This is a genomic window from Bradyrhizobium sp., assembly GCF_019244115.1.
Classification (GTDB): domain Bacteria; phylum Pseudomonadota; class Alphaproteobacteria; order Rhizobiales; family Xanthobacteraceae; genus Bradyrhizobium.
In genome coordinates, this window is record NZ_JAFATE010000813.1 from 1 (window position 1) to 13,485 (window position 13,485).

11 protein-coding genes and 1 pseudogene are annotated in these 13,485 nt (G+C 65.0%); 2 read left to right on the plus strand and 10 right to left on the minus strand.

Translation table 11 applies throughout. The annotated features are described in order from the left end of the window. Positions 1–284: 284 nt before the first annotated feature. Positions 285–1,172, minus strand: coding sequence for a branched-chain amino acid aminotransferase (locus JOZ76_RS34555; protein WP_291705858.1), 888 nt, complete (start codon positions 1,170–1,172; stop codon positions 285–287). A gap of 118 nt (positions 1,173–1,290) precedes the next feature. On the opposite strand from JOZ76_RS34555, the gene JOZ76_RS34560 reads away from it, so the two are divergent. Both JOZ76_RS34560 and JOZ76_RS34565 read left to right on the plus strand, forming a co-directional pair. After that, on the plus strand, positions 1,291–2,220 hold the full coding sequence (locus tag JOZ76_RS34560; protein WP_291705859.1) for an alpha/beta hydrolase: 930 nt from the start codon (positions 1,291–1,293) through the stop codon (positions 2,218–2,220). Between the two features lie 119 nt (positions 2,221–2,339). Continuing rightward, positions 2,340–3,059 carry a polysaccharide deacetylase family protein gene (locus JOZ76_RS34565; RefSeq protein WP_291705860.1) on the plus strand — a complete coding sequence of 240 codons (720 nt, stop codon included), beginning with the start codon at positions 2,340–2,342 and terminating at the stop codon, positions 3,057–3,059. A gap of 157 nt (positions 3,060–3,216) precedes the next feature. Here the strand turns inward: JOZ76_RS34565 and JOZ76_RS34570 are convergent, their stop codons facing one another. The 9 genes and pseudogenes from JOZ76_RS34570 to JOZ76_RS34610 all read right to left on the minus strand — a co-directional run. Continuing rightward, a complete protein-coding gene (locus tag JOZ76_RS34570) occupies positions 3,217–4,875 on the minus strand; it encodes a methyl-accepting chemotaxis protein (protein ID WP_291705861.1) in 1,659 nt (552 codons plus the stop codon). Positions 4,876–4,988: 113 nt separating this feature from the next. Beyond that, positions 4,989–5,309 (minus strand): cupredoxin domain-containing protein, encoded by a 321-nt coding sequence (locus JOZ76_RS34575; protein ID WP_291705862.1) that lies wholly within the window; start codon positions 5,307–5,309, stop codon positions 4,989–4,991. A gap of 15 nt (positions 5,310–5,324) precedes the next feature. Beyond that, positions 5,325–6,410: a cytochrome-c peroxidase gene (locus tag JOZ76_RS34580; protein ID WP_291705863.1), complete on the minus strand. Its 1,086-nt coding sequence runs from the start codon at positions 6,408–6,410 to the stop codon at positions 5,325–5,327. Between the two features lie 560 nt (positions 6,411–6,970). Continuing rightward, entirely contained in the window at positions 6,971–7,765 is a 795-nt protein-coding gene (locus tag JOZ76_RS34585) for a response regulator (RefSeq protein ID WP_291705864.1), read from the minus strand. Next, positions 7,684–9,162: a histidine kinase dimerization/phospho-acceptor domain-containing protein gene (locus JOZ76_RS34590; protein ID WP_291705865.1), complete on the minus strand. Its 1,479-nt coding sequence runs from the start codon at positions 9,160–9,162 to the stop codon at positions 7,684–7,686. The genes JOZ76_RS34585 and JOZ76_RS34590 overlap by 82 nt, the downstream gene beginning before the upstream one ends. A 320-nt stretch (positions 9,163–9,482) precedes the next feature. After that, positions 9,483–10,292, minus strand: a complete 810-nt coding sequence (locus JOZ76_RS34595) for a CarD family transcriptional regulator (protein WP_441300153.1) — start codon at positions 10,290–10,292, stop codon at positions 9,483–9,485. Between the two features lie 359 nt (positions 10,293–10,651). Continuing rightward, the gene (gene fdxA, locus JOZ76_RS34600) at positions 10,652–10,990 is read right to left on the minus strand and encodes a ferredoxin FdxA (protein ID WP_291705867.1); all 339 of its coding nucleotides are present in this window, start codon (positions 10,988–10,990) and stop codon (positions 10,652–10,654) included. Positions 10,991–11,149: 159 nt separating this feature from the next. Beyond that, positions 11,150–11,419 (minus strand): RNA-binding S4 domain-containing protein, encoded by a 270-nt coding sequence (locus JOZ76_RS34605; protein WP_291705868.1) that lies wholly within the window; start codon positions 11,417–11,419, stop codon positions 11,150–11,152. Between the two features lie 40 nt (positions 11,420–11,459). Continuing rightward, a pseudogene (locus tag JOZ76_RS34610) lies at positions 11,460–13,485 on the minus strand (helicase-related protein); the annotation flags it as partial.

Sequence of the window (13,485 nt, forward strand, 5' to 3'; positions counted from 1 at the left end):
CCGGCAGATCGTAGATGCCGGAACCACCGATGATACCGAGGACCGCTTTTGCCATGATTTCCCCACCATTGCCTGGCGGCAGCTATGGCATTTTTGAAGCCAATTTGAAATGGGGGGACTGCGCCACCGTCGGGCACGACTGCCGCGCCTTCGGGAGCCGTGTCCTTCCCCTTACTATGACCGGAAGGGAAGAGCCCCGTCATTGCGAGGCGCAAAGCGCCGAAGCAATCCAGAGTCTCGCCCGCGGCTCTGGATTTGCTTCGCTTCGCTCGCAATGACGGGGTTTACGCCGCGAGCCGCGCCGCGTGCGCAAAGTCCCAATAGAGCTTGCGCGCTTTGGTGTAGAACGGCCCAGGCTGCAGCGAGCGATCATCGATGCGGACCACAGGCGCGACCTTGGCGAAATTGCCCGACGAGAAGATCTCGTCGGCGCCGAGAAAATCCTGATAGCAGAGCGTGCTCTCGACCACGGTGACGCCGTCGGCGCGCAGCAACTCGATCACCCGCCGCCGGGTGATACCGTTCAGAAACGTGCCGTTCGGCGCCGGCGTATAGACCACGCCGTCCTTGGCCATGAACACATTGGCGTTGCCGAATTCGGCGACATTGCCGAGCAGATCGAGCATCAGGCAATTATTGAAACCGCGCGAGGCCGCCTCGATCAGGGCGCGCGAATTGTTCGGATAGAGGCAGGCGGCCTTGGCATCGACCGGTGCGCATTCCGCGGTCGGTCGCCGGAACGGCGACAGCGTGATGGCACTGCCAGTGGGCTGCGGCATCGGCGCCTCGTAGATGCACAGGCACCAGTTGGTGGTTTCTGCATCGAACAGCACACCGCCGCCCGCGCCATGCTGCGCCCAGTACATCGGCCTTATGTAGAGCTCGGCATTGGCGCCGAAGCGCACAATGCCCTCGCGCGCCAAAGCGAGCCAGCTGTCGGTGTCGACGACCGGCTTCAGCTTGAAATTGACCGCGGACTGGTTGACCCGCGCACAGTGGCGGTCGAGGTCCGGCGCCACGCCCTCGAAGGCACGCGCACCGTCAAACACGGTCGAAGCGAGCCAGGCCGCGTGCGTGCGCGGTCCCATGATCGGGATGTTGCCCTCGTGCCATTCACCATTGAAGAAGGTCCATGTCCTGGAATAGTCGATGGGCTTTGCGGTGTACGCCATGTTGAGCTCCGAGCCGCGATTTCGCAATGCGGCACTCTGGTTCGAATCCTTCATTTCCCTTCGAGAATCATTGGGGCTATTAGTAGCATTTGGCGACTGCTCAAGCGTGATGGCTGCCATGCCGCTCGATCCTCTCGCAAAGCGCCTGCTCACCATGATGGCGGCCACGCCTGCGCGCGTCCGGCCGACGGTCGATGCGCGCCGCCGGTCGCTCGCGAAACTGATGCAATTCGCGCGCACCGAGGATATCGCTATCACCGCGACGGATGCGGTGATGCCCGGCCCAGCCGGGGCGATACCATATCGCCTCTACGTTGCGGCCGACCAGACCGAGGCGCCGCGCCCCGGCTTCGTCTTCTTTCACGGCGGCGGTCTCGTTGCCGGCAGCATCGAGACCCACGACCGTGTCGCCGCCGCGCTCGCGCAGGCAACCGGCTGCAGCCTGGTCTCCGTCGACTACCGGCTCGCGCCGGAGCACAAGTTTCCCGCCGCCGTGGAGGATGCGATCGCCGCGACCGCCTTCGTCGCCGCGGAAGCAACTTCGCTCGGCATCGATGCGACCCGGCTTGTGGTTGGCGGCGATTCCGCCGGCGCCACCCTCGCCGCCGTGGTCTGCCAACAGGCGCGCGCAAGCGAGGGGCCCGCCATCGCCGCGCAATGCCTGATCTGCCCGGTGCTCGATTTCGAGGAGACCTCGCCGTCGCGCGAGGCCTTTGCCGAAAACCATCTGATCGACCGCGCGATCCTGGAAGCGGATCTGGCCGACTATATCGCCGAGGATGCCGACCCCGCCGATCCCAGGATCTCGCCGTTGCGCGCGCTCAACCTTTCCGGGCTGCCGCCGGCAATCATCCACACCGCCGAGTATGATCCGATGCGGGACGAGGGCGCAGCTTATGCGAAACGGCTGATGGCAGCCGGTGTCGCCGTCGAGCACGCCTGCCACGAGGGCATGATCCACAATTTTCACGCCATGGGCGCGGTCTTGCCGCAGGCGCGTCTCGTGCTGTCGCAGATCGGCGAGCAGGTCCGCCGCATCGTCGGATGATGGCCCGCATCGCTTCGCATCTTGACGAACAACCTAGGACCATGACGATTATGCGCGCGCCCGCCTTGAATCACGTAGCTCCCAAAGTAGGCGCCAGATTGTCGGCGTTCAGGGCCCGTGTGGACAATCGTCTCGCCCGGCATTTTCGGCCGGCGCTGCATCGGCTGCCGGCCGGCCAGCCGATGGTCAGCTTCACCTTCGACGACATCCCCGACAGCGCGGCAAAGATCGGCGCACCGCTGGTCGAGGCGCATGGCGGGCACGCGACCTTCTATGTCGCCGGCGGATTGCTGCAGCGCTGGTCGGGTCATTGGCAGGGCAGCGACGAAGCCGGGATCATCGCCCTGCACGCGCGCGGCCACGAGATCGCCTGCCACACCTTTTCGCATCCACGTGTCACGGACCTCGCGCCTGTGGCACTGCGCGCGGATATCGCCGAAAACCGCCGCTATCTCACCGGACTTGATGCATCGATCAAGCTCGAAAACTTCGCCTATCCCTACGGGCTCGCGTCGCTGTGGCACAAGCCCTTTCTGGCCGGCACGTTCCGCTCGTCGCGCGGCACCCTTCCCGGCGTCAATCGCGACGTCGTCGACCTGCAGGTTCTGCGTGCGACGCCGCTGGTCTCCGTCCATATCGATCGCGACGGCGTCGAGCGGAGCTTCGACGACCTCATGGCATCAGGCGGCTGGCTGATCTTCTATTCCCACGACGTCGCGGCAAACCCAAGTCCGTACGGATGCACGCCGGACCTGCTGCGGTGTGCGCTGGAGGCCGCATCGCGCCGCAAGCTGCCGATCGTTACCGTGGCGCAGGCGCTCGACCGCGCGGGGGTTTAGCCGCTCTTGTCTGTCCCTACGAACGTGCCACGTCTTTCCGCCGTCATGGCCGGGCTTGTCCCGGCCATCCCCGTCTTTGAAGCAGAAGAAAAGCCAGACGTGGATGCCCGGCACAAGGCCGGGCATGACGACGTGGAGAGGCTAGTATCAATTGCTGTTAAGCCGCGCGGACCGTCGATAGGAAACGGTCGACTTCGAGGCGGAGGCGCTTGCTGTCGTTGGCGAGCAGCTGCGCCGCCGACAACAGCTTTGATGACGCCGCGCCGGTCTCGTTGGCGCCGCGCTCGACATCCCTGATGCTCGACGAGACGCGCTGCGTGCCGTGTGCCGCATGCTGCACGTTTCGCGAGATTTCGACGGTCGCGGCGCCCTGCTCTTCAACCGCCGCGGCAATCGCCGACGCCACCTCCGACAGGCCCTCGATGGTCTTGCTGATCTGATCGATCGCGCTGACGGAATCCTCCGTCGCCGCCTGAATTCCCGTGATCTGCTGTCCGATTTCGCCGGTCGCCTTGGCAGTCTGTTCGGCGAGCGCCTTCACTTCCGATGCGACCACGGCGAAGCCGCGGCCGGCCTCGCCGGCACGGGCTGCCTCGATCGTGGCGTTGAGGGCAAGAAGGTTGGTCTGCCCGGCAATGGCGTTGATCAGTTCGACGACGTCACCGATCCGCGCCGCGGCCCGTGACAACTCCCCGACGCGTTCGGTCGTGGCACGCGCCTGATCGACGGCTTCCGTCGCCCTGCGAGCGGAGTCCTGGACCCGGCGGCTGATCTCGTTCACCGACGAGGTCAGCTCTTCGGTTGCGGCAGCGACCGACTGGACGTTGGTCGAGGCCTCGCCGGAAGCGGCGGAGACCTCGGTCGTAAGTTCCCTGGCGCGCTCGGCGGTTCCGGTCAGCGCGCCTGCGGACGCCTCGAGATCGCCTGACGTCGCGGATACGGCGTTGACGATGTCGCCGACCACGGCCTCAAAACTGTCCGCAAGCCTGCGCATGTCCGACCTGCGCTGTCCGGCGACGATCTGGTCCTGCTCCAGTTTCGCTTCCGCATCGGTCCGCGCCTTCTCTTCGGCGACCACCTTGAACCGTTCCACCGCACGGGCGACGTGGCCGATCTCGTCCTTGCGCCGCAGGCCCGGCAGCACAACTGCGAAATTGCCGTCCGCCAATTCCAGCATCGACTTCGCGAGCGCCCGGATCGGCTTGCTCAGCGAATAGGCGAAGCCGACCGCGAGCAACAATCCCAGCACGATGCCGCCGATGGACGCTGTCATCATCGTCATGTGGTAGGCAGCCGCCTGCGCTTCGGCCTCATTGCGAAAATCGAAGCCATAGGCGGCCGCAACCTCGACCAGGTCGTCGATCGCCCCGACCGCATCGTCGCCGAGTTTGTTGATGGCGAAGGTCGTCGGCAGTTCGGTCAGGCCACCCGGGACGGGTTTGAGGATCTTCAGCGCCGCAGCGGACCAGTCGCGCACCCGCTCTTCCGCCTTCACGCGCGCGTCGTTGACATTGGCCGCCGGGATGCGGTCGCGAACCACGGCGAGATCGCCATTGATGCCGCCGATCAGCGCCTCGAATCTGGCGACGACCGCATTGGACGACCCGCTGCTCTCCGCCTGATGCAGGACGAGCCGGGCCTCGTTGAAGGCGGCATGCGCCGAGCGCGCATGATTGATACCCATCAACGGCCCGTCGTAGAGACGGATTGCGAGATCGCCCGCCTGCGTGATGCCGCGGACGCCGTAGACGGCGAGGCCGCAGGCGAGTGCAAGCATGAGGCTCAAGACCGCTACGACCCTGAGGTGGATCGACATTGTCGGCAACTCCAAAGGAAAGCGCTTTCGAGCGAAGTTGAGGACCGGTTCGCGTGAAGACTGCGCGTCAAGCAAGAGCGAGCCTGCGTTCCGGTCCGATCGGAACGGAGGCTTCAGTCGACGACTTTCACGGTCATCTTCATGCGGGGGTGGATCGCGCAGATCACCTGGACGTCACCGGCTTCCTTGAAGACCACATCGGTCGATGAACCCGGCGGCAGCGAACCCAAATTGAACTCGTTCCCCTTGGCGGCCGACATCACGTTGTGGGGCACGGTGTCATCGTTGAAGAAGGTGACGGCCTCGCCCTTCTTGACCGTGATGTTCTCGGACGAGAACAGCCGTCCCTGCTGATGAATGACCTGAGTGGCTGCGAGCGCTCCGGTCGAAAGGCCGGCGAGCACGATGAGGGGAAGGATGATGGAGATGCGCATGGTGGAAAAGCTCCTTTAGCGTGGCAGTACGGGTGCGGCGGTGGGGGTCAGGGGGCTGTCGAGGGTTTTGAGAAATGCGACCAGGTCGGATTTCTCCTGAGCCGTCAGGCCGAGCGGGTGCATCAGGTCGGAGCGGCTCGCGCGATCGATGCCGCCAGAGTCGTAATGTTCGACGACTTGCTCCAGCGTCTCCAGCGAACCGTCGTGCATGTAGGGGGCGCGATGGCTGATCTCGCGAAGGCCCGGGGTCTTGAAAGCATGCTGCATCTTGACCACGCCGGACACGAACTTGCCGCGGCCGACATCCTCGCTCGGCAGGCCGATGTCCTGAAAGCCTTCATTGGTGAAATTCCAGCCTTCATGGCACGCCGCGCATTGCCCCTTGCCGTTGAACAGCACGAAGCCACGCTTGGCTTCCTCGGAGATGGCCTTTTCGTCGCCCTCGATCCAGGCGTCGAACGGCGCGCGCTCCGACACCATGGTCCGCTCATAGGTCGCGATCGCCTTCGCGAGCGTCTTCGGGGTGATTCCTTCCTGCGGGAAGACCCGATCGAACAGCGGCTTGTATTCCGGAACGGTTTTCAGCCGCGCCATCAATTCATCGAGCGGCATGTTCATCTCGCCGGTCGACTGGATCGGGCCGAGCGCCTGATCTTCGAGCGTCGGCAACCGCCCGTCCCACATGAAAATGTCGCTCCAGGCCGCATTGACGACAGTGGGCGTGTGACGGCCGAGCTTCTGCATGCCATGACCGACGCCGACCGCGAGCCCGTCGCCCCAGCCGAAGCTCGGGCTGTGACAGCTTCCGCAGGACTGCGCCGACGTCACCGAAAGGCGCGTATCGAAATAGAGTTTCTTGCCGAGCGCGGCCTTCTCGGGCGTGTAGGGATTGTCCTTCGGAAATGGAATTGCCGCCGGCCGCCGGTAGAGCTTCTTCAGCGCATCCGCGCCCGGCGCGGCCTTCTGCTCCACGGCGACATGTCGTGTTTCACCGACCAGTGCGGCGCTGAAGCCAAGGCTCGCACAGCCGAACATGATGACGCCGATCGTCGCGCCCGCAATGGCAAGCGACGACCGCTGACGCAGACGATGCGGTCGCATCACAAATCCTCAATGAAATTGGGCGCCCCTCCGGCGACTTCAGGAAGTCTCGCCCGGCCCTCTCGTCGCCATCACGATGAACGACGGAGGGTTAATCGATTCTAAGTGTCCCGATCCGTACCATTACGGCATTGAATTCACCGCCCATATATCCGCGCAGCGTGAGAAACTTCATGCCCACAACCACTGGGCAGCGCTTCAATTGCGGCACGCAACAGTTGCATCATTGGACGCACGACAGGCGACGCTCGATGTACTGTCGCGTTCGGGACGCCCCGATCCTGAGATGCCGGATTGCAGTGGCGACGCCTAGAGCTGTACGTAGTTACCTGCGTCGGGACAAACGCAATGAAACAAACTTTCCCCCGGAGAAACCATTTTCATAGCCCGCGAAGCCACGCGGAAACTGTCGCGGGGTTAGCCTGAGGCCAGGTTCTTTCCCGGCGAGGTTCGGACCATGTGGACAGTCATCAACATTCTGTACCAGGAATATTGCCGCGCACGGCTCGCTGAAATGCGGCGCGTGAGGCGGTAGCGCTCCATGAGCACCGGATCTGGATTCACGCGACCGTCGTTCGCTTTTCAAGCCGTGGTTCGGCGGACCGGCGCAACGCTGCGCTCAACCGTTCGCGCGTGACGGGCTTGGCGACGAAATCATCCATCCCGGCCTCGAGGCAGGCCTGCTGATCCTGGGTCGCGGCATTCGCGGTCAGCGCGATGATGGTGACGTCCCGCGCCGGCGAGGGGAGCTGGCGGATCGCGCGCGCGGCGGTCAGGCCGTCCATCTCCGGCATCATCATGTCCATCAGCACGACGTCATAGGCCTGTCTCTGCAGCGCGGCGACGGCCAGGGTGCCGTCTTCGACGATGTCGGGCGCGTAGCCGAGTTTCTCCAGCAGGGCGCGGATCACGAACTGGTTGGTCAGATTGTCCTCCGCCACCAAAATTTTCAGCGGCGGCCCGTCGTGCGAGGCTGCGAGCGGCGGGGCAACGTCCGCAGGCTCTGGCCGGGCCTGCTCGGGCTCGGCCTGGTTCTCGGGCAGTGACTGCGCCAGCACCGAGAAAGTGAACGTGGAGCCCTTGCCGAGCTGGCTTTCGACGGCGATGTCGCCGCCCATGCTCCTGACCAGGCGCTTGCAGATGGCGAGCCCGAGGCCGGTGCCGCCAAAGCGGCGCGAAATGGAACTGTCGACCTGCGAGAATTCCTGAAACAGCAGGCCGATGGCGTCTTCGGGGATTCCGACGCCGGTGTCGCTGACGGCAAAGCTCAGCTTCAGACGGCCGGAGGCGGCCGGCTCCGTCCGCACGCGGACGACGACGCTGCCGCGCTCGGTGAACTTGATGGCGTTGCCCACGAGATTGAACACACCTGGCGGAGACGCGCCGGATCGCCGAGCACGAACTGCGGCGTGGCCGGCTCGATCGCAGTCTTCAGTGCGAGTCCCTTGGCGTCTGCGCGCGGCATCAGAAGCTCGACCGTTGCGACGATCGATCGGCTGAGATCGAACGCCACATGTTCGATCTCGAGCCGGCCCGCATCGAGCTTCGAGAAGTCGAGCACGTCGTTCAGGAGCTGCAGCAGGTAGTCGGCCGATTCCCTGAGCGTGGTGGCGATCTTGCGCTGGTCGCCGGGCAGATCGGCCGCGACCAGGAGGTCGGCCAAACCGATCACGCCGTTCATCGGCGTGCGGATCTCGTGGCTCATCATGGCCAAAAATTCCGAGCGGGCGCGGGTGCCGGCCTCTGCCGCGTCGCGCGACCTGGCAAGCCCGGCCTGATAGCGGACGATCAGCAGCGCGACCACCGCGACGAACATGCTGAGCAGGACGCCAATGAGCAGCTCCCTGTCGCGGTCGGCCCGGAACGCGGCGAACACGTCATCCGTGGCCTGGCCGACGATGACGATGAGTGGATAATCCCTGACCCGGCGAAAGGCAAAAATCCGTTCGACGCCGTCGATCGCGCTGGCCCCGGTGTAGGACCCGCTGGCCTGCCGTGAAAGACTGGACATCAGCACGCTTCCGGCCAGCGAGGCGCCGACGGCCGCGGCGGGGCCGCTCGCACCACGGGCACGCACGATGCCGTCGAGGCCGACCAGCGTCACCACGCCGCTCCGGCCGATCTCCACCGAATCGTAGAAGCTTGCGAGGTATGCGGGATCCAGCGAAACCACGACCACGCCGCCGAACGAGCCGTCCTGCGCGATGATGCGGCGCGTGAGCTGGATCGACCACTTGTTCGAGACCCGGCCGAAGATCGGCTTGCTGATGAAGAGGAAATCATCATCGCTCGCGGCATGGACGGCGAAATGCTCGCGATCGTGGAGGTCCAGCCCCTTGACGCTCTGGTCGAGGTTGCTCGCGACCAGCATGCCGTGCTTGTCGATGATCACGACCTGGAAGGAGAAATCGGTCAGGAACTGGCTGTGCTTCGACCACAGCGACATGTCGAAGTTTTGCGGGTCGCGCGCATAGGAGTCGCGGACATAGAGCAGGGTCTGATCGGCGGCGCGGATGGCGCGGACGATCTGCTCTTCGAACGTGCGAGCGAGATTTGCGCCGTTCCTGAGCGCGGCCTCTTCGGTGTGCGCGCGGTCTTCAAAGATGCCGTGCAGGATGCCGGCCCAGACCAGCGCGATCGCGGCAACGCCGGTCAAGGCACTGCCGAGCCGGCCGACATGGCGCGAGGCGTCGTCGAAGGCCGCGGCGACGCGCACTAGAAAAGCCCGTGTTTTTGCGATGATGCCCGGCATGTCCTGGCCCCCTCGCGACAGTCGATAGCGAAGCTGAGTGGACGTCGGGTAAAGTCAGGTCGTTAAAATTTTCCCGACATTTGGCGCCTGGTACGCTTTCGAGCGATGAGCTCACGTTCGACGGTTGCCGCCTCGAAGGTGCGCTCCCTCTGCCCGCTCGCGGGAAGAGGGAACGGCGCGCACGCGGAAGCCAATCAACCAAGCTTCGTCCTGCCTGGTGCCATAGGCGGGCGGCGTTCCGCGAAGTCGGCCAAGTTGCGGCAAACAAAAAGCCCGGTCGGACGACCGGGCCTTTGAAATTCCGCTCCGACAGACGCAGCTTACGCCGCCTCGTCCGCAACCGTCGTGTCGTCGCCGTCGGTCTCGTCGATTTCGCCGTCTTCCGCCTCGGTCTCGCCCTCCGCTTCGGCTTCAGCCTCGGCCTTGACGCCGCGGCGCGGGCTCTTGGCGAGTTGGCTCTCGATCTCCTTCACCGCCTCGGTCTCGGTCGAGTGCTGCACCACCGCGATCTCGCGCGACAGGCGGTCGAGCGCCGCTTCATAGAGCTGGCGTTCGCTGTAGGACTGCTCGGGCTGCGATTCGGAGCGATAGAGGTCGCGCACCACCTCGGCAATCGCGACGATGTCGCCCGAATTGATCTTGGCTTCGTATTCCTGGGCGCGGCGCGACCACATCGTGCGCTTGACCCGGGCGCGGCCCTTCAGCGTCTCCAGCGCCTTCTTCACAAGGACCGGATCGGACAGTTTTCGCATGCCGACATTGGCAACCTTGGCGGTGGGAACCCGCAGCGTCATCTTGTCCTTGATGAAATTGATGACGAACAGCTCGAGCTTGGCGCCCGCGATCTCCTGCTCCTCGATGGCCAGGATCTGGCCGACGCCATGGGCCGGATAGACCACGAACTCGTTGGTCTTGAACCCCTGACGCTGGGTCGGCAGCTTCTTTTCTTCCACCTTGGGCGGAGCGGCCACGGGCTTGGCGGCGACGGGCTTGGTCACAGGCTTGGGAGCAGCAACAGCGGTCTTCGGGGCGGTTGGCCTTAAGGGAGTCTTGGCAGACGCGGCGACCTTGGTCGCAGCGGGCTTGGCGGCAGTCACCTTGGCAGCAGGCTTGGCAGGCTTATGGGGCATCGAGCTTCTTTTGTTCTTTGAGGACTTGGAAGCCGAGGCCTTGGGGGCAGCCCGGGTCTCCCTAACGGACGACCTGGCACGGCTCTTGGATGCGCTACGGCTGGCCGCGGCGACTTTCTTTGAATTTTTCGAAGAACTCGCTTTACGTGATTTCTGTGACACAGCCTGCGCGCGGAACTGCCACGCCCCTGTTTGACGTTTTACGGGAACCAAAGGGCGGCCAAAGATACGCATTGGCCGGTTTCGGCTTGGAAAGTGCTTAATATAGCACATTTCCCGCAAAAATCAATGATTTACAGGCTTTGCCGGGGGTTTTTGGCCGGATTCCGGCATTACAGTTAAGTCAGAGACCCCTTCCGTCAGTCTCCGGTTCCGGGCTTCTTAGAAAAATATTTCTCGAACTTGCCTTCCTCGCCCTCGAATTCCTTCGCATCAGGCGGAGATTCCTTCTTTTGGGTGATATTCGGCCACGTCTTGGCATACTCCGAATTCACCTCGAGCCACTTTTCCAGCCCCGGTTCGGTGTCGGGCTTGATGGCGTCGGCCGGGCATTCCGGCTCGCACACGCCGCAATCGATGCATTCGTCCGGATGGATCACCAGCATGTTCTCGCCCTCGTAGAAGCAATCTACCGGGCAGACCTCCACGCAATCGGTATATTTGCATTTGATGCAGGCTTCGGTGACGACGTAAGTCATCCAGGGCTCCGGACTCGGACACGGCACGAATTTTTTGAACGGCTTGCACTAGCGCAGTCGGTGCAGTGCCGCAAGAGAAGCTGCACCAAGAATTGAATCGCACGAGATACCCGCAGCGACTGTACTGCGCGTGGATAGACAGGCTGCGCTGGCAAATCGTCAGGGCTGGCGTGCCTGCAATTCGTCGTAGAGCACGCGCGCTGTCTCGGCATCGCCGCGCCGCTCGGAAAAGCCGATCACCTTCAAGACCCGCACGCCGCGATCCAGCCCGATGGTGAGCACGTCACCCGGCTTCACGGCGTGTCCGGGCGCGATTTCGCGCACGCCATTGACGCGGACATGGCCGCTGGCGACCAGCGCAGCCGCGCTGGTGCGGGCCTTCACCACCCGCGCATGCCACAGCCATTTGTCCAGCCGCTGACGATCCAAAGCGCCCCGAATATCCCGATCAAAATAGCTGGCGAAAAAATTATTCCTTGCGATTGGCGGCGAGCTGCTCCTTCAGCGCCGCGAGTTTTGCGAACGGCGAATTCGGATCGATCTGCCGCTCGCGCTCGCGCGGGGCGCTCGATGCGTAGGGCCGGTGCGAGGGACCACCCTCGCGGCGGTCACGCCCGCCCTTGTCGCGGCCGCGCTCGCGGTCACCATGCTCGCGCGGACCGCGCTCGCGCTCGCCGCCGAACTTGCCCTTCTTGTCTTGCCGATCGCCCCTGTCCCTGTGTTGCTCGCGGCCCTTGCCCTCGAAATGCTCGCGCGGACGGCCGCGCTCCTCGCTCTTGGCGCGATCGGCTGAGCCTTCCGCGGCCTCCTTTGGCGCGTCCTGACGCGGCTTGCCAAACTCCTTCAGCCGATCGCGCCGGCCGTGCCGGTGGCGCTCGCGCTTCTCGCCCTGCCCTACGCCTTGCCCTGTCTCGGCGGGCGCACCGGCGGCCGCCTCACCGCCGCTAGGCGCGCGATCATGGGGCCGGTGGTGGTGGCGATGACGCTCGTGACGCGGCCTGCGCTCCTCCGGCCGACCGCCCGGCCGCCAGACTTCGACCAGTGCGGGCTCGGCGGCTGGCTCAGCAGCAGAAGCTTCGGCTGACGCGGGAGCGGCATCAGCGGGCGCGGGCGCCGCATCGCCAGCGGCCGCTTCGGGCGCGGCTTCCGCCGGCGCAGCAATCGCTGCCTGCTCTTCAGCGACCGCCGGTGGCGCGGCAACGGACTCCGGCTCGAACTCGGGCGCCGCTTCAATCACGGTTGACGGTTGTTCGCGCGCAGCCGACAGCGGCGAGACCTCGGGCAGCAGCGAGGCCGTCGGTCTCGGCTCCTCGGTTGCGGGCTCGACGGTCACGGGCTCGGACGCGACGCTCTCAACAGCGGCTGGCGCCGCGGTATCACTTGCGATCTCTGTTGCGGCTTCGGCAACCGGCGCCGCCGCAGCTGCATCCGCGGCTGGCTGCTCGCCAGCCGTCTGATCCTGCGGCGCTGCATCGACGGCCGTTTCCTGCGGCGCGGCCTCTGCGGCGGCCGGCGCCTCGACTGCGGCCGGTTTCGGCGGCAGCGGTGGGCGCTTCTCCATGCGATAGCCGAGCGCGCGCAGGATCGAGGCAAAGTCCTCGCCCGCCGATCCCGTCAGCGAGGTCATTGCCTGCGTCACCACGAAACCGCGCCCATCGAAGGCGCCCGCCGGCTTCTCGCCAGGCGAAGTCTCGCGCCAGGCCAGCGCGGGCCGGATCAGATCGGCGAGCCGCTCCAGGATGTCGACGCGCACGGCGCGTTCGCCGCATTGCCGATAGCCGAGCACGCGATAGGCATCGCGCGGCAACGCCTTGTCGACCGGGAACGAGGTGCGGCCCGAGCTTGCCAGATGCTGCGCGCCCGACAGCGCGGAGAGATCGACATTGCTTTGCTTCTCGGCCCAGAGCAGCGACGCCAGCGCGCGCGCCGCGGGTTTGAGCAGCGCGGAGAAATAGACGTGGTAGGCGCCGAAGCGCACGCCGTATTTGCGTAAGGTCGCGCGCGAGGGCTGGTCGAGATCCTTCAGCTCGTTCGCGATCCTGCCCCGCTCGATCACGCCGAGCGCCTCGATCAGCTGGAAAGCAATGCCGCGCGCGATGCCGGTGACGTCCTCGGCCTTCTGCAGCTCGAACAGCGGCCCGAGCAGCTTTTCGACATGCGTCTTCAGCCACAGGTCGAGCCTTGCTTGTACCTTTTCGCGCGCACCGCCGGTCAGGCGGTCGTCGGCGATGACGCGAATCCGCGGCCTCAGCGCATCATCGCTCGCCACGAGCTTTGCGACCGCATCGCCGGTCCAGCGGATGGTGCCGTCGGAGGTCAGGATGAACTGCTCGTCGGGAGAGGCCGACAGTTTGTCCGCCCTCGCCTCGATCTCGCCGCCCAGCGCCTTCTGTGCCGCGGCCTGCAAGGCCTTGGCCTCAGAGCCGGCTTCCGCGGCGTCTGGCGCGAAGGTGAAGCCGTCGAGGCGGCCGATCGTGTGGCCCTCGACGATCACC